We start from the raw sequence: 16416 nt of genomic DNA on the forward strand, positions 1-16416 counted from the left end.
GGGTTTTCCTCCGGGCGCTTCCTTTGTTCTTCGTTTTGTTCTTGCGTTTCCGACTCTATCAGACTCTTTCGTGTCCGATTCCCGGTCGAAGCGGGTTTGCCTTCCAGTTCTCCGCTTTCGCGTTTCCCTTTTCGGCGAGTCCGACTCTACCAGAACTTTTCCGCCGGATTTCCCGGCTTCGAAGCTTGGGTGATGAGGCGGAGGTGCCCACTTGGAATTCAATTCCTGGGGCGAGAGACTTCAAACCATCACGTCCGAACCTGTCCGGCTCGGGCAACTGTCTGAATCTACCTCCCCGCTCGCACCGTGTCAAGAGTGCTGGCGGGACAGACGAGGAGACTAGCAGCTCCCACGGCCCCCGCGCACATCAAGCCGCGGTGGGGAGCGTCGCCGTCTGGTCCGCGGCCTCGACGTCGCCGACCTCGCCCGCCCGCGAGGCGCGGCCGCCCAGCACGTAGACGTAGGTCAGGAAGGCCGCTTCGGCGGCGACGCCGATGGTGATGCGGGCCCAGGTGGGGAGGCCCGACGGGGTCACGAAACCCTCGATCAGGCCCGAGACGAAGAGGACGACGGCCAGACCGAGGGCCATGCCGAGGGCCGCTCGGCCCTGTTCGGCGAGGGCGGTGCGGCGGGTGCGGGGGCCCGGGTCGATCACGGTCCAGCCCAGGCGAAGGCCCGTACCGGCGGCGATGAAGACCGCCGTCAGTTCGAGCAGACCGTGCGGGAGGATCAGGCCGAGGAAGACGTCAAGGCGTCCGGCGGCGGCCATCAGCCCGATGCCCGCGCCCAGGTTCGCCATGTTGAGGAACAGGATCCACAGCACGGGGAGGCCGAGGAACGCTCCGAGGACCAGGCACATCGCCGCCGCTTGGGCGTTGTTCGTCCAGACCTGAGCCGCGAAGGACGCCGCCGGGTGGCTGGAGTAGTACGTCTCGTACTCGCCGCCGGGCCGGGTCATCTTCTTCAGGTCCGCGGGTGCCGCCAAGGCGGCCCGGACCTCCGGGTGGGTGGCGATCCACCAGCCGATGAGGACGCCGACGGCGACGGAGAGCACCGCCGTCGGTATCCACCAGCGGCGGCTGCGGTAGACGGCGGCCGGGAACCCGGCGGTGAAGAAGCGGGCCGCGTCGCGCCAGCCGGCCCGGCGGGCGCCGGTCACCGTCGCGCGGGCTCGGGCGACGAGCTGGGTGAGGCGGCCTATGAGGATCGGGTCGGGGGCGCTCGACTGGATCAGCGAGAGGTGGGTGGAGGTGCGCTGGTAGAGGGCGACGAGTTCGTCCGCCTCCGCTCCGGTCAGCCGTCGGCCGCGACCGAGGAGCTGTTCCAGACGTGCCCACTGCGCCTGGTGGGCCGCCACGAAGACGTCGACATCCATCCGGTTTTCCGCTCCCCTGCCCCCGGGCGGCCGCTGCCGGCCACCGTCGACTACTGCTGCGGTGGTCAGCTTGGCAGACTGATCGCCACAGGGGTGGGTCAGGTCACGGGAAGGGTGCGCATCAGTGAGCGATCTGGTGACGGGGGACGCGGTCGTCCTGGGGTTGCGGCCGGCGAGGCTGCCGAGCCGGGCACTGGCGGTGCTGCTGGACGCGTTCGTCTACGTCGTCGGGTACCTGATCGTGTCCCTCGGGGTGGTGCTCGCGACGGCTTCGCTGGACGAGGCGGCGCGGGCGGCCGTGCAAGTGGCGACGTTCCTGCTGGTGCTGGTCGGTGTGCCGATCGCGGTGGAGACGCTGAGCCACGGCCGGTCGCTGGGCAAGCTGGCCTGTGGGTTGCGGGTGGTGCGGGAGGACGGCGGGCCGATCCGGTTCCGGCACGCGCTGGTGCGGGGCGCCATGGGTGTCGTGGAGTTGCAGATGACGTTCGGGGCGGTGGCGTGCATCGCCTCGCTGGTGTCGGAGCGGGGGCGGCGGCTCGGGGACGTGTTCGCGGGGACGCTGGTGATACGGGAGCGGGTGCCCGGGGCGCGGATGATGCCGGTGCCCGCGCCGCCGCCCTGGTTGGCCGGGCGCTTCTCGGGTGTGGACCTGTCGGCGGTGCCCGACGGGCTGTGGTTGGCGGTGCGGCAGTACCTGACGCGGATGAACCAGCTGGACCCGACGACGGGCGCCGCGATGGCGGCGAAGCTGGCGGACGAGGTGGTGGCGCGTACGGGGACCCCGCCGCCGGCGGGCGTGCCGGCCGCCGCGTACCTGATGGCGGTGGTGCACGAGCGGCAGACGCGGGACGCGGCCCGGGCGTTCCGGCCCATCGCGCCGTACGGCGATCGGAGCGCGGCGTACGGTCCTCCGGTCGCGGCGCCCGTCCAGGGACCGGTACCTCAGCCGGCGCCCGCCCCGTACGTGCCGCCCGCGCCCGTGGCGCCGCCGGCGCGCGGCGGCGGGCCGGGGTTCGCGCCACCCGCCTGAGGCGCGGGAGCGGGCCCGACCTCAGTCGGTGAAGGCGGAGGGCGGGGTCTCCAGGTGTTCCAGTTCGATGCCGGGGGCGGAGAGGACCACGTCGCCGGCGATGTGCACGGTGTGGACCTCGCCGGTGTCGAGGGCGCTGACGCGGTATTCGTCCACCGGGAGCGGGCCGCTGTCGGTGGCGTGTTCGGTGCGGCCGGTCAGGGCCCATGCCTGGTCGAGGGTGCGCGGCGCGAGGACCGGTTCGGTGAGGGCGACGAGCCGGACGCGGGTGGCGGGGGCGCCCGGGGTGAGGCGCAGCAGTCGGGCGGTCGCGATGAGGAAGGCCGGGGAGGTGCCGGTGAAGCCGAGGGCGTGGACGTTGCCTTCGGTGGCCTCGGTGCCGGTGGGGTCGGTGCGGACCCAGGTGACGCCGTCGATGGCGGCGCCGCGGACCTGCCAGCTCGCGGCGTTGACCTCCATGCGGATGGGGCGGCCGAGTTCGTCGATCGCCAGGTCCACCGAGCCGCGGTGCTCGCCGTCGGGGGCGGTCAGTTGGGAGACGTAGCGCCAGCCGCTCGGGCCGGGGGCGCAGTGGAAGTGCTCCTCGCCGAGCGGGGTGTGGTCGTGCGGGTCGTGGAGCGAGTAGCGGCCGCGGGGCATGGTCGGGGTCCTCGGGTACGGGGCAGGCCCCCGGTGGTGTGCCGGGGGCCTGCCTGGGGTGGTGCTTGATCCGCAGGGATCGGTGTCCGTGGGGACCGGTGTCCGCAGGGATCAGTAGCGGTAGTGGTCGGGCTTGTACGGGCCTTCGACCTGGACGCCGATGTAGGCGGCCTGCTCCGGGCGCAGGGTGGTGAGCTTGACGCCCAGTGCGTCGAGGTGGAGGCGGGCGACCTTCTCGTCGAGGTGCTTGGGCAGCACGTAGACGTCGGTCGGGTACTCCTCGGGCTTGGTGAAGAGCTCGATCTGGGCCAGGGTCTGGTCCGCGAAGGAGTTCGACATCACGAACGACGGGTGACCGGTCGCGTTGCCCAGGTTGAGGAGGCGGCCCTCGGACAGCACGATCAGGACCTTGCCGTCGGGGAACTTCCAGGTGTGGACCTGCGGCTTGACCTCGTCCTTGACGATGCCCTCGATCTTCGCCAGACCGGCCATGTCGATCTCGTTGTCGAAGTGACCGATGTTGCCCACGATCGCCTGGTGCTTCATCTTGGCCATGTCCGAGGCCATGATGATGTCCTTGTTGCCGGTCGTGGTGATGAAGATGTCCGCGATCTCCACCACGTCGTCCAGCGTGGCGACCTGGTAGCCGTCCATCGCCGCCTGCAGCGCGCAGATCGGGTCGATCTCGGTGACGATCACGCGCGCGCCCTGACCGCGCAGGGACTCGGCACAGCCCTTGCCGACATCTCCGTAACCGCAGACGACCGCGACCTTGCCGCCGATCAGCACGTCCGTGGCGCGGTTGATGCCGTCGATCAGGGAGTGGCGGCAGCCGTACTTGTTGTCGAACTTCGACTTCGTCACCGCGTCGTTCACGTTGATCGCCGGGAAGAGCAGGGTGCCCTCGGCCATCATCTCGTAGAGGCGGTGGACACCGGTGGTGGTCTCCTCGGTGACGCCGCGGATCTCGGACGCGAGCTGCGTCCACTTCTGCGGGGACTCGCCGAGGGTCCGGTTGAGCAGGGTCAGGATGTGGGCGTACTCCTCGGAGTCGGCCGTGGCCGGGTCCGGGGCCGCGCCGGCCTTCTCGAACTCGACGCCCTTGTGGACGAGGAGGGTGGCGTCACCGCCGTCGTCGAGGATCATGTTGGGGCCGCCGGTGGGGGTGTTCGGCCAGGTCAGCGCCTGCTCCGTGCACCACCAGTACTCCTCCAGCGTCTCGCCCTTCCAGGCGAAGACGGGAACACCCTGCGGGTTCTCCGGAGTGCCGTTCGGGCCGACGGCGATGGCGGCGGCCGCGTGGTCCTGGGTGGAGAAGATGTTGCAGGAGGCCCAGCGGACGTCGGCGCCGAGGGCGACGAGGGTCTCGATCAGGACGGCGGTCTGCACGGTCATGTGCAGGGAGCCGGTAATACGTGCGCCCGCCAGGGGCCGCGTCGCCGCGTACTCCTCGCGGATCGACATCAGGCCCGGCATCTCGTGCTCGGCCAGGGTGATCTCCTTGCGGCCGAACGCGGCAAGGGACAGGTCTGCGACCTTGAAGTCCATGGGTGCTGCTCCTCATGGTTCGAGAGGGTGGGTACGGCTGGGCTGCGCTGGCGCACCAGAGCACTGAGCACAGTCCGTCGGGGGCCCTCTCTCCCCTCGGCCGGTCACGAGGACCGCCCGACCGCCATCAGCAGCGACGCCTGACACTGATGACGAATCTACCCGATCAGTGCCGTGGACCCCAGTGGAACGGGGGACGAGGCGAAGTCCCGACTGGTTACGGGCCCCGGGGCGGGGCCCTGGAGCACGCGCGGCGGGGGGGTCAGTGGCCCTGACCGGCGGTGGGGTCGGCGCCGGCGCGCGCCACGTCGGCCTGGTAGATGTCCGGCTCCAGGTAGATCACCCGGGCGATCGGGACGGCTTCGCGGATGCGGGCCTCGGCGGCGTCGATGGCCCGGGCCACCTCGGTCGCCGTGTCGTCGTGCCGGACGGCGATCTTGGCGGCGACCAGCAGTTCCTCGGGGCCGAGGTGCAGGGTGCGCATGTGGATGACGCGGGTGACGGTGTTCCCGTCGACGGCGGCGGCCAGGATCTTCTCTACCTGCTCGGGGCCGGCGGCCTCGCCGAGCAGCAGCGACTTGGTCTCGGCGGCGAGCACGACGGCGATGACGATCAGCAGCACGCCGATGCAGAGGGTGCCGATGCCGTCCCAGACTCCGTTGCCGGTGGCGAGGGCGAGACCGACGCCGGCCAGCGCGAGGACCAGGCCGACGAGGGCGCCGGCGTCTTCGAGGAGGACGACGGGGAGTTCGGGGGCCTTGGCCCGCCTGATGAACTGGCTCCACGTCTGGGTGCCGCGCAGCTCGTTCGATTCCTTGATCGCGGTCTTGAAGGAGAAGCCCTCCGCGACGATCGCGAAGACGAGCACGCCGATCGGCCAGTACCACGCCTCGATCGCGTGCGGCTCCTTGATCTTCTCGTAGCCCTCGTAGATGGCGAACATGCCACCGACGGTGAACAGGACGATGGAGACCAGGAAGGCGTAGATGTAGCGTTCCCGCCCGTAGCCGAAGGGGTGTTGGGGCGTGGCTTCGCGCTGGGCCTTCTTGCCGCCGAGGAGCAGCAGCCCCTGGTTGCCGGAGTCCGCCAGCGAGTGGACGCTTTCCGCGAGCATCGACGACGAGCCGCTGAAGACGAAGGCCACGAACTTGGCTACGGCGATGGCGAGGTTGGCGGCGAGTGCCGCCACGATCGCCCTGGTACCGCCCGACGCGCTCATGGGTGCAGATGTCCCTTCCTCGGTACGGCGCTCCTGGCCGGGGCGCCGCGCTACGGCGGCACATTGTTGCAGCAGCCGCCCGTAGGGACGGTACGTCAGATGACGACGGTCGCGCGGAAGACGGTGCCGGACCCGGACAGGACGGCGCTCTCGCCGGCCGGGACGAAGACCGACTCGCCCGGGGTCAGGGTCAGTTCACCGGCGCGCGGCCGGCCGGCGGTGCAGAGCAGGATCTGCGGGGCGGTGTCCGGGAGGGTGCGCGGGGCGGCGCCGGGGGCCAGGACGTACCGGGACAGCCGGAATTCGTCGATGGGGGTCTCGTAGACCTCCTCGCCCTGGTCCTCGGGGCGCAGGATGCCCGGTTCGCCCGGTTCGAAGACGACGACCTTGAGCAGTTCGGGGACGTCGACGTGCTTGGGGGTGAGCCCGCAGCGCAGCACGTTGTCGGAGTTGGCCATGAGCTCGACGCCGAGGCCGTCGAGGTAGGCGTGCGGGACGCCGGCGCCGAGGAACATGGCTTCGCCCGGCTGGAGACGTACGTGGTTGAGCAGCATGGCCGCGATGACGCCGGGGTCGCCGGGGAAGTGGTGGACGAGTCCCGCGTAGGGCGCGTAGGGGCCGCCGAGGCGCTCGGCGGCGGCCGAGGCGTCGGCGACGGTACGGGCCATCTCGGCGCGGTCGGCGGTCAGGACGGCGGTGAGGACCTCGCGCAGGGCCGCGTCGACGGGGTGGGCGCGCAGCAGGTCGACGTAGGGCTTGAGGGAGTCGACGCCGAGACCTTCGAGGAGGTCGGCGGCCTCCAGCGGCGGGCGGAAGCCGCACAGCCCGTCGAAGTGGGTGAGGGCGCAGATCAGTTCGGGCTTGTGGTTGGGGTCCTTGTAGTTGCGGTGGCCCGCGTCGATGGGCACGGCACGGCGTTCCTCGTCCTCGAAGCCCTCCTTGGCGCGGGCGAGGTCGGGGTGGACCTGGAGGGAGAGCGGCGCGCCCGCTGCGAGGATCTTGAAGAGGAAGGGCAGCCGGGGGCCGAACTTGGCGACGGCGGCGGCACCGAGTTCGCCTTCGGGGTCGGCGGCGATGACGTCGGACAGGCTCAGTTCGCCCGCGCCCCGGTCGAGCCGGGAGGGGGCGCCGGGGTGGGCGCCCATCCACAGCTCGGCTTGCGGCTCACCGGTGGGCTCCACCCCGAGGAGTCCCGGGATCGCGGTGGTGGATCCCCAGGAGTAGGGGCGGATCGGGTTCGTGAGGCGGTCCATCGTCGTCTTCCTGGCTGTGGAATTGGGTTGTGTTTTTGAGGCTCCGGCGGGTGCCTCAGCCGTGTGCCCTGGAGGCCAGCGCGAGGTAGGCGGTGGCGAAGTCCGTGACGGCGAGGAGTTCGGCGAGCTGTTCCAGTTCGCCGCCTTCCTCCGGTTCGAGTTCGCTGATGGCCGTGTCGTGGCCGAGGGCGAGTTCTCGGGCGGCGGGCGCGGCGCTGAGGCCGCCGGTGGGCCGGTCGCGCAACAGGACGACGCGGGCGTGGAGGGCCTGGGGTTCTTCGACGCGGTCGCGGAAGAAGTCGTCGGGGTCGGCGCCGGCGGCGAAGGCCCCGGCGAGCAGGACTCCGTGGGCGGGCAGCGCTTCGGGGAGTTCGGCGGCCAGTGCGGGGCGGCCGGCGAGTTCGGCGAGGGTGGCGGCGAAGCGACGTCCGGCCGGTCCGGCTGCGACGCCCTCGCTCCAGATGAGCGGGAGCGAGTCGGCGAGTTCGGTGGCGAGGGTCTTGGCCGGGTTGGAGTAGGTGGCGATCGCGGGCCCGCAGCGTTCGGCGGTGCGATCGAGCCGGTCGGCGACGAGTTGGAGCGCGTCGGGGGCGGCGGCGACGAGGCCGACCTTGTCGAGCAGCACCAAGAGCGGGGTGAGCAGGGCCCACAGGGCGCCGGGGCCGGCGGCGGCCGATTCGTCGTACTCCTGGTAGGGGGCCTTGGCCATCGGTACGAGGACTCCGTGCGCGCCGTCCACCGCTTCGCTCAGCGGGGACCGCTCGGGGGCGACGGCCACGACGGTGCAGCCGCGCCGGTACGCCTGCTCGGCGAGGACGGCGAGGCCGGGCTCGGTGCCGTCGGTGGTGGCGACGAGCAGCAGGTCGACGGGGCCCGCCCAGCCGGGCAGGGTCCAGCGCAGCGCCCCGGCGGCGTGTGCGACGCCGGTGGGGTGTAGGCGGGTGACGGGGGCGGAGGCTCCGGCGAGGGCGCCGAGGAGGTCGGCGACGCCGGTCGCCGCGGTGCCGGGCCCGGCGATCAGTACGGCGCGGGGTCGGCCTTCGGGCCGCAGGTCGCCGAGGCCGGCCTCGGTGGCGTGCCGGGCGGCGGTGCGGACGCGGGCCCCGGCTTCGGCGGCGCCGCGCAGGAGGCCCCGGCGGTCGGCGCGGGCGAGTTCCTCCGGCGCGTCGAGGATGGACTCGTCGAGCATGGCGGCCTCCGGCGGGGTTGACGACGTCTGCGGTCTGCGCGGGGTGTCGTGGTGCGGGCGGAGCGGCGCGGCGCTCAGGCGGGCCGGCGGGCCTCGTCGACGAGGAGGACCGGGATGCCGTCGCGGACCGGGTAGGCGAGACCGCAGTCCTGGCCGGTGCAGATCAGCTCGGGGGCGTCCGCGTCGGCCGACTTGTCCTCCAGGGGCGAGTGGCAGGCGGGGCAGGCGAGGATCTCCAGAAGGCCGGCTTCGAGCGGCATGGTGCGCTTCCCTTCGAACATGCGGTTTGGGCGAGGTCAGCGTACCGCCGGGTCGCTTGGATCGCGGCCCGGCGGTGACGGTGGCACAGGGGGTGTGCGCGGGGGTGCATTACCCGCGGACGGTTAGGCGCGGACGAGGGCCAGGACTTCGTCGCGGACCTTGGCGAGGGTGGCCAGGTCCCGGGCCTCGACATTGAGGCGCAGCAGCGGCTCGGTGTTGGATGGCCGCAGGTTGAACCACCAGTCGGCGGTGGTGACAGTGAGGCCGTCGAGTTCGTCGACGGTGACGTCGTCCCCGCAGGCGTAGGCGTCCTTGACGGCGGCGGTGCGGCCGGCCTGGTCGGCGACGGTGGAGTTGATCTCGCCGGAGCCGACGTAGCGGTCGTAGGAGGACACCAGGTCGGAGAGGGAGCCGTCCTGGCCGCCCAGGGCCGCCAGGACGTGGAGCGCGGCGAGCATGCCGGTGTCCGCGTTCCAGAAGTCCTTGAAGTAGTAGTGCGCCGAGTGCTCGCCGCCGAAGATCGCTCCGGAGGCGGCCATCTCCTGCTTGATGAAGGAGTGGCCGACGCGGGTGCGCACCGGGGTGCCGCCGTTCTCCTTGACGACCTCCGGGACCGACCAGGAGGTGATCAGGTTGTGGATCACGACACCGCTGCCGCCGTTGCGGGAGAGCTCGCGGGCCGCGACGAGCGCGGTGATCGCGGACGGGGAGACGCCTTCGCCGCGCTCGTCGACGACGAAGCAGCGGTCGGCGTCGCCGTCGAAGGCCAGGCCCAGGTCGGCGCCCTCGGCCTTCACCCGTGCCTGGAGGTCCACGATGTTCTTCGGGTCCAGGGGGTTGGCCTCGTGGTTGGGGAAGGTGCCGTCCAGTTCGAAGTACATCGGGACCAGCTCCAGGGGCAGGCCCTCGAAGACGGTCGGGACGGTGTGGCCGCCCATGCCGTTGCCCGCGTCCACGACCACCTTGAGCGGACGGATGCCGCGCAGGTCCACCAGCGACTTGAGGTGCTCGGCGTACCCGGCGAGGGTGTCCTGCTCGGTGATGGTGCCCGGGGTGGTGCCGGCGGGGATCGCCGGGGCGCCCTCGTCCGACCACTTCTCCGCCAGCTCGCGGATGGTGGCCAGCCCGGTGTCCTGGCCCACCGGAGCGGCGCCCGCCCGGCACAGCTTGATGCCGTTGTACCGGGCCGGGTTGTGCGAGGCGGTGAACATCGCGCCGGGCAGGTCGAGCTTGCCGGAGGCGTAGTAGAGCTGGTCGGTGGAGCACAGACCGATCAGCGTGACGTCGACCCCGCGGGCCGCGGCGCCGCGGGCGAAGGCCGCGGAAAGGCCGGGCGAGGAGGGACGCATGTCGTGTCCGACGACGATCGCCGTCGCCCCGGTCACCTCGACGAAGGCGGCACCGAACAGTTCGGCCAGCGGCTCGTCCCACTCGTCCGGTACGACGCCCCGTACGTCGTACGCCTTGACGATGTTCGAAAGATCTGCGGCCACTGCCTGCCCTCCTGAAGGATCCGTGCGGTAGGGCAAACCTACCCTGGACGGAGTACCGGGTTTCGGGCGAGGAGGGGGCGGGGGGCCGTCAGGATTCCGGCGAGCGCAGGACGCGCAGGTGTCCGCGGCGGGTCTCGCCGGTGGCCTGCGGGCCCGGTACGGACGTGCCGGCCCCGGCGGCGCGGTCGTGCGGACGGGCGGCTTCGCGCACGGCGTTGGCCAACGCTTCGAGGTCGTCACCGCTGGGGCGCGACGGGGGGCCGCCGTCCGTCAGGCGCACGACTTCCCAGCCCCGGGGGGCGGTCAGGCGCTCGGAGTGCTCGGCGCACAGGTCGTAACAGTGGGGTTCGGCGTAGGTGGCGAGCGGGCCGAGAACTGCGGTCGAGTCGGCGTAGACGTACGTCAGTGTGGCGACGGCAGGGCGGCCGCACGCGGTGCGCGAACAGCGACGTACAAGGCTCACGACGTTGGACGGTACCGCACTCTTGACCGGGCCGCGACGACTCCGCCGTCGGCCACCCGGCCGTGTCGCCTCGAACGGGCGGGAACCTTGGCCGGATCGTTCGCGGTACGACATCGGTCCGTGACAGGGCCGGGCCCCTGCCGGGCGGCCGGGTGAGGGCTACCCTGCGGGGGTGACGGACAGCCCGCTGACTCCCCCGAGCCCTCCTGGCCCCTCCTCCGCCGGCTCCCCTCCCCCTGCTGCCGAGCCGCGGCCGCGCCGGCGTGACCGGCACGGGCGGGGCATGCGGGGGCCGGTGGCGCCTCCTCAGGTCCCGCTGGCGGCGAGCCGGTCGGAGCTCTTCGGTGACCTGGTGCGCGATTCGGTGGAGCGGCTGGAGCGGCGGTGGCCGCAGTTGGCCGAGGTGGAGTTCGTCGTCGCGGACGTGCCCGGGCCGCCGGGCGGCCCGGAGGGCGGCTGGAACGACGAGGCCGTGCCGCTCGGCGGGATCGCCGAGGCGGCTGAGGGCCGGCCGGCCCGGATCGTGGTGTTCCGGCGGCCGGTGGAGATCCGCGCGAAGTCACGGGACGAGCGGGCGCTGCTGGTCCACGAGATCGTGGTGGAACAGGTGGCGGACCTGCTGGGGCTCTCCCCGGAGATCGTGGACCCGCGCTACGGCCAGGACTGACCCGCGGGTACGGGGCCTTGGAAGAGGACCCCCAGGTCTTGCGATGGCTTCGGCACGGCCACCGTCGAGTGGTCGTCGGAGAACGGCTGGACCGTGAACATCGGGATGCCGTCCTGCGGCAGCGTCAGGGTCCGCGAGGCGTGGACCGGTCCGCCGGAGAGCGTCTCGATCGTCAGGGCGTACGCCCCCTTGCCGCCGGTCGGGGCGGGGGGCGGGGAGAGGGCCTGGGTGGTGCCGGCCTTGACGGTGAGTTCCCGGACGGCCGGCCCGCCGCCCTCGGTGCCCGCCGAGGCGGTGACGCGCACCTTCGCGTCGGCGCCGACCGCCGTGAGGGCCAGGACGGTCGCCTTGTCGTCGGAGCGGTTGTCCGCGACGGTCGCCCGCGCGCCGACCGGTGAGGTGGCCGGGACGAAGCCCAGCTCCTGCTTGGTGCCGCTGCCCCGCACCACGCGTACCGCGGCGACGACCGGTACGGGCTTCTTCGGGTCGGCCGGGGTCAGCAGGAGCGAGCCCGGCTCGCCGCGGGTCACGTCCTTGAGATCCACGCTCGCCGTCATGCCGGCCTTGACGTGCAGCTGTTCGTTCCCGGCCGGGGTGAGGGTGCCGCCCGGTCCCGCGAGGCGGAGTTTCAGGTCGGCGTCGTCCTGGCCGGGCGCGTAGGCGACCAGGCGTACGGAGGTGGCGTCGGCCGGGATGCCCGGCAGGACCAGGGACCCGGTCGGGTCGGTGGAGGCCGGCAGCCAGTCGGCGCCGACACCGTCCTCGGAGATCTGCGCGGAGGCGCCGACCCGGCCCGAGCCGGTCGTGACGTGCGCGGTGACGTCCGCGACCTGTGTGTCGGGGACGAGGGGCGAGAGCAGGACACGGGCGGTGGAGTGCGGGTCGACCTGGAAGACGCGGTCGGGGCTGCCCGGCTTGTCCTTGAGGAGCCCGTCCGGGCCGTAGAGCTTGATGTCCACTTCGGCGACGGTGTCGTCGGGGTTGGTGAGGTGGATGTAGTCCTGGCGGCCCTTGGCGGTGCTGACGCCGGGGAACCAGAAGTCGGTGCCGGGGTTGGTGCAGCCGACTCCGAGCAGGCCCCGCGCCTGCCCGACCGCGACCTTCGTCGTCTGCTGGGCGGTCCAGCCGGGGGCGAGACTCCCGCTCGCGGTGCCGGTCAGGGCGGGTGCCTCGGCGCCGGAGGCGTTCGCGCCGACGGGCTTGCCCGGCTCCTTCGGTTCCAGGACCGTCTTGCCGTCCTTGGTGGCGAGCCGGGCCGCGCCCTTGCCGCCGGCGGCGCCGGGGGTGATCGAGGTGTACGTGGTCTCGGCGATGTCGGAGGAGCTGGGTGCGGGGCACACCAGCACGGACTGCTCCACCGGCATCCGGGAGCCGGCCGCCTTCTTCGCGTCGGCGGGGGCGGCGGCCGGGGCGGTGAGGGAGGCGATGCCGGTGATGGCGGCCAGTGCCGCCGCGACGGCCGCCAGGGTGAGGGGGGCGCGCTGCTTCACTGCTGGGGGCTCCCGTCCTGGCGCGGGTCCTGCTGTCCGTAGGTGTACGGCGGCTGTTCCTGCTGGTGCGGCTGTTGCTGTTGGTACGGGTCGTACGGCGCCTGCGGGTAGGGGTACGGCTCGGCGTACGGCTGCTGTTGCTGTTGCTGTTGCTGCTCGTACGGGTAGGCCGGGTAGGCGTACGTCTCCTCGCCGGGCGCCGGTTCCGCGTACGCCTGGTCGCCGTTGCCGTAGCCCTGGTCGGCGTACGTGCGGTCCGCGTAGCCCCGGTCCCCGTACGCCTGCTCCCCGTAACCCTGGTCGCCGTACGTCGGCTGCGCCGGGATCTGCGCGTACGGGTCGGCGGCGACGGCGGCTTCGGTGGGGGCCGGCGCCTCGGCCTGCGGCTCCGCTCCCGCGCGCAGCCGGCGGGCGCGCCGGCCCTCACCGGGGCCGGGCTGCTCCGGGACGGCGGCGCCTTCCTCGGGAAGGTCGTCGTCGAGCCGGGCCCGGCGGCCCGGGAGGGCCAGTACGAGCAGCAGCAGGGCGAGCAGGCCCTGCGCCCAGTGCCAGGCGTCCCGGGCGAGGGAGTCCTGGTAGGCGAGGTCCAGGCGGCCGCCCTTGGCGGGCAGTTCGAAGCCTTGCGCCCAGCCGTCCACGGTCTTGGCCTTGAGGGGCTTGCCGTCGAGGGTGGCCTGCCAGCCGGGGGCGGCCCGGTCGGCGATCCGCAACAGCCGACCCTCGTCCCCGGCGGGGATCTTGGTGTGGGCCTCGACGGGCCCCGCCTCGACGGCGATGGGGGCCTGCCCCTGCTTGCCGGGGACGATGACGGCGCGGGCGAGGGAGCGTTCGACCTCCCAGACGGCGGTGCCGTCGTCCTGCCGATTGGCCTTGAGGCCGGGGGTGGCGTCGAGGACCTGCCGGAACTGCCGGGGCCCGTCGGCGGGGAGGACGATGTAGCGGATGGCGAAACCGCCCAACTGCGCGGACTGGTCGGCGCCGGAGCCGGAGACCAGGCTGGACACCACCTTGGCCAGCCGGGGTTCGGCGCCGGCTTCGGCGAGGAGTTCGGCGTCGCCGAGTCGGGCGCCGGAGCCGCGGACGAGGGCGTAGGACACGGTGGTGGGCGAGGTGCCGCCGAGGACCAGGGTGCGGCTGCGGTTGCTGTCGTCGGCCTGGGCGGCGACGAAGGCGGGGACCTGGACGGGGTCGCGGCGCCGGAGGGGTCCGTCGGCGCCGGCGACCATCCAGCCGGCGGCGCAGAGCAGGGGGCCGGCGGCGGCGCCGAGCGCGATGAGGGCGGCCAGCGGCTGGCGCCAGCCGAAGCTGCGGGCGGCGACGCGTTCCGTGGCGCCGTCCGCGCCGACCACGGCGGCCGTCAGCAGGGCGAGGCCGTACACGAGGGTGGCGGGGCCCGCCCAGCCGCTCCGATTGACGAGGACGGCGAGGAGCAGGGCGGCCAGGGCGGTGGTCCAGGCGGCGCGGACCGCGAACCGCCGGTCGGCGCGCAGCAGGGCGGCGAGGGCGGCGAGTACGACGCCGAGCAGCAGGGCGGCGCCGGTGGTGCCGGGGCCGCCGGGGCCGGCGCCGAGCAGGTCGAGGGCGGTGGCGGGGCCGGTGACGTAGGGCAGGCCGGCCTCGCGCAGGAAGCGGTCGGGGTGGGTGAGCAGGCCCAGGGACCAGGGTGCGAGGGCCAGGAGCGGTACGGCGAGGACGGCGAGCAACCGGAGCGCGTGGGCCGCGCGGCGGGCGGGGCGGGAGAGGAGTGCGGCGACGCCGAGGACGGCGGCGAGCGGCCAGAGGGCGGGGGTGAAGGCGGTGGCCAGCGTCAGCAGGAGGGTGGTGGTCCACACCGCGCGCCGGTCACCGCCATTGCCGTTGCCGCCGCTGCCGCCATTGCCGCCGTTGCCGTCCGGGGAGTCGGCGGGCGCGGCGAGGCCGAAGGCGGTGGCGGCGGAACGGGCCAGCGGCGGCAGCAGGATCGCGAGGACGGCGGTGCCCAGGCGGCCGGCGGCGAGGGCGCCCGTCACGGCGGGCAGGAAGGCGTAGGCGACGGCGGCCCAGGCGCGCAGCAGTCGGGATTCGACGAGCGGCCGGGAGGCGAAGTAGGCGGTCAGTCCGGCGAGGGGCACCGAGCAGACGAGGAGCAGGGTGAGGGCGGCCTGGGCAGAGCCGAACAGCAGGGTGGCGACGGCGCCGAGGACGGCCAGGTAGGGCGGTGCGCCGGCGGTGGTCCCGGCGGCGACGGGCTGCCAGTCGGAGGTGTAGGCGCGCCAGAGGTCGAGGCCCCGGTCGGGGGCGGGCAGCAGGGCGCCGCCCATGAGGGAGCCGCCGAAGAGCAGGGCGCGGCAGGCGATGAGGGAGACGAGCAGGAGGAGGGCGAACAGGACGGGGGCGGGTTTGCGGGCGATCCGCTTGAGCCGCGCGAACTGTTCGATCTCCAGGTAGTCGGCGTCTTCGGAGCCCGGTTCGAGGGGGGTGGCGGCGCCGTGCCGGCTCGCTCCGGCGGTGTCGGTGTCGCTGTCCGCGCCGAAGTACCCGGCGAGCTGTTCGGCGTTGGCGCGCACGGTGGAGCCGGGCGGCGGGAAGAGCGGGCGCAGCTCGGCGGCGGGGATGGCGGGGCGCCGCCGGGCCTTGCGGGCGGCGAGGATCCGGCCGGGACGCAGCAGGGTGGCGAGCAGGCCGGTGAACTCGTCGACGGCCTGGCCGGGGGCCTTGCCGATGAGGTAGCCCAAGGTGCGCAGCAGGGTGCCGACGATCAGGCGCAGGAGGACGTAGGTCAGGGCGCGGCCGGAGGAGTTGGCCAGCACGGTGTAGACGGCGCCGGCCTTGTCGACGCGGTGGGGGCTGACGGCGGAGCGGCCGGCGCAGTCGACGGTGCGGCGTTCGCGGGCGGCGGCCTCGGCGTGCCGCATGACGGCGTCGGGGGCGACGAGCACGGTGTGGCCGGCGCTGTGGGCGCGCCAGCAGAGGTCGACGTCGTCGCGCATGAGGGGCAGGCGGCGGTCGAAGCCGCCGAGGGCGTCGTAGACGTCGCGGCGCACCAGCATGCCGGCGGTGGAGACGGACAGGACGGGGCGGATCTGGTCGTGTTGGCCCTGGTCCTGTTCGCGCCGGTCGAGGCCGGTCCAGCGGCGGCCGCCGCGGGCGATGGTGACGCCGGCTTCGAGGAGCTGCCTCTTGTCGTACCAGCCGCGGAGTTTGGGGCCGATGACGGCCGCGTCGGGGTTCTCGTCGGCGACGCGCAGCAGTTCGGTGAGGGCGTCGGGCTCGGGGGCGCTGTCGTCGTGGAGCAGCCAGAGCCACTGGACGGGTTCGCCGTGGGGGAGTTCGGGGAGGTCGTAGGCGTCGTCGCGCCAGGTACGGCTGACGGGGTCCCAGCCGCTGGGGCGCGTGAGGTACGGGAGGTCCTCAAGGGTCGGCACGCCGGCGGTGCGGGCGGCTTCGTCCACGGCGGTGCCGAATCCGGTGCGGCGGGCGAGGTGGAGAACGTTGTCGGGGCCGAGGGCTTCGGCGAGCAGGCGCGCGGAGTCGTCGGAGCTTCCGGTGTCGGCGGCGACGTGGCGCTGCGCGGGGCGTTCCTGGGCGAGGAGGCCGGCGAGGGTGCGGGGCAGCCAACGGGCGCCGTCGTGGGCGACGAGGACGGCGGTGACGACGTGCCGGGGGAACTCGGGTGCGCCGGCCGCCTGATGGGAGGCCGTCGAGCTGCTGAGCGGGGACATCGCGGTACGGGCCCTCCGACCGTGGGGGGTTCCCCCGGGACGGGTCCTGGGGGAGGTCCGGGGGTGGTGTGCCCTCGGAGGCTGCTGG

General features: G+C 73.3%; 13 protein-coding genes. 2 read left to right on the top strand and 11 right to left on the bottom strand.

What is annotated here, in order from left to right; genetic code table 11:
- Window positions 1-367: 367 nt before the first annotated feature.
- Window positions 368-1375, bottom strand: coding sequence for a stage II sporulation protein M (locus ABZ934_RS28720; protein ID WP_361318639.1), 1008 nt, complete (start codon window positions 1373-1375; stop codon window positions 368-370).
- 124 nt (window positions 1376-1499) lie between these two features.
- On the opposite strand from ABZ934_RS28720, the gene ABZ934_RS28725 reads away from it, so the two are divergent.
- Window positions 1500-2405 (top strand): RDD family protein, encoded by a 906-nt coding sequence (locus ABZ934_RS28725; RefSeq protein WP_361318641.1) that lies wholly within the window; start codon window positions 1500-1502, stop codon window positions 2403-2405.
- Window positions 2406-2426: 21 nt separating this feature from the next.
- Here ABZ934_RS28725 and ABZ934_RS28730 read toward each other — a convergent pair whose 3' ends face one another.
- The 8 genes from ABZ934_RS28730 to ABZ934_RS28765 form a co-directional block, all read right to left on the bottom strand.
- Window positions 2427-3044, bottom strand: a complete 618-nt coding sequence (locus ABZ934_RS28730) for a hypothetical protein (RefSeq protein ID WP_361318643.1) — start codon at window positions 3042-3044, stop codon at window positions 2427-2429.
- Window positions 3045-3155: 111 nt separating this feature from the next.
- Window positions 3156-4592 carry an adenosylhomocysteinase gene (gene ahcY, locus ABZ934_RS28735; RefSeq protein WP_361318645.1) on the bottom strand — a complete coding sequence of 479 codons (1437 nt, stop codon included), beginning with the start codon at window positions 4590-4592 and terminating at the stop codon, window positions 3156-3158.
- Window positions 4593-4854: 262 nt separating this feature from the next.
- On the bottom strand, window positions 4855-5811 hold the full coding sequence (locus ABZ934_RS28740) for a cation diffusion facilitator family transporter (RefSeq protein ID WP_361318647.1): 957 nt from the start codon (window positions 5809-5811) through the stop codon (window positions 4855-4857).
- A gap of 95 nt (window positions 5812-5906) precedes the next feature.
- On the bottom strand, window positions 5907-7064 hold the full coding sequence (manA, locus tag ABZ934_RS28745) for a mannose-6-phosphate isomerase, class I (protein ID WP_361318649.1): 1158 nt from the start codon (window positions 7062-7064) through the stop codon (window positions 5907-5909).
- A 55-nt stretch (window positions 7065-7119) separates the two neighbouring features.
- Window positions 7120-8253: an SIS domain-containing protein gene (locus tag ABZ934_RS28750; protein ID WP_361318651.1), complete on the bottom strand. Its 1134-nt coding sequence runs from the start codon at window positions 8251-8253 to the stop codon at window positions 7120-7122.
- 74 nt (window positions 8254-8327) lie between these two features.
- Complete coding sequence (locus ABZ934_RS28755) at window positions 8328-8513, bottom strand: Trm112 family protein (RefSeq protein WP_136217718.1); 186 nt, start codon at window positions 8511-8513, stop codon at window positions 8328-8330.
- Between the two features lie 123 nt (window positions 8514-8636).
- Window positions 8637-10007: a phosphomannomutase/phosphoglucomutase gene (locus ABZ934_RS28760; protein ID WP_361318653.1), complete on the bottom strand. Its 1371-nt coding sequence runs from the start codon at window positions 10005-10007 to the stop codon at window positions 8637-8639.
- An 88-nt stretch (window positions 10008-10095) separates the two neighbouring features.
- On the bottom strand, window positions 10096-10470 hold the full coding sequence (locus ABZ934_RS28765) for a DUF3499 domain-containing protein (RefSeq protein WP_361318655.1): 375 nt from the start codon (window positions 10468-10470) through the stop codon (window positions 10096-10098).
- 283 nt (window positions 10471-10753) lie between these two features.
- Here ABZ934_RS28765 and ABZ934_RS28770 point away from each other — a divergent pair, with 283 nt between their 5' ends.
- Window positions 10754-11137, top strand: a complete 384-nt coding sequence (locus tag ABZ934_RS28770; protein ID WP_206308958.1) for a metallopeptidase family protein — start codon at window positions 10754-10756, stop codon at window positions 11135-11137.
- On the opposite strand, the gene ABZ934_RS28775 is transcribed toward ABZ934_RS28770, so the two are convergent.
- Window positions 11122-12627 carry a DUF5719 family protein gene (locus tag ABZ934_RS28775; RefSeq protein ID WP_361318658.1) on the bottom strand — a complete coding sequence of 502 codons (1506 nt, stop codon included), beginning with the start codon at window positions 12625-12627 and terminating at the stop codon, window positions 11122-11124. The genes ABZ934_RS28770 and ABZ934_RS28775 overlap by 16 nt on opposite strands.
- Entirely contained in the window at window positions 12624-16328 is a 3705-nt protein-coding gene (locus tag ABZ934_RS28780) for a glycosyltransferase family 2 protein (protein ID WP_361318660.1), read from the bottom strand. The genes ABZ934_RS28775 and ABZ934_RS28780 overlap by 4 nt, the downstream gene beginning before the upstream one ends.
- Window positions 16329-16416: the final 88 nt, after the last annotated feature.

This window comes from Streptomyces sp. NPDC046557, assembly GCF_040645975.1.
GTDB lineage: Bacteria > Actinomycetota > Actinomycetes > Streptomycetales > Streptomycetaceae > Streptomyces.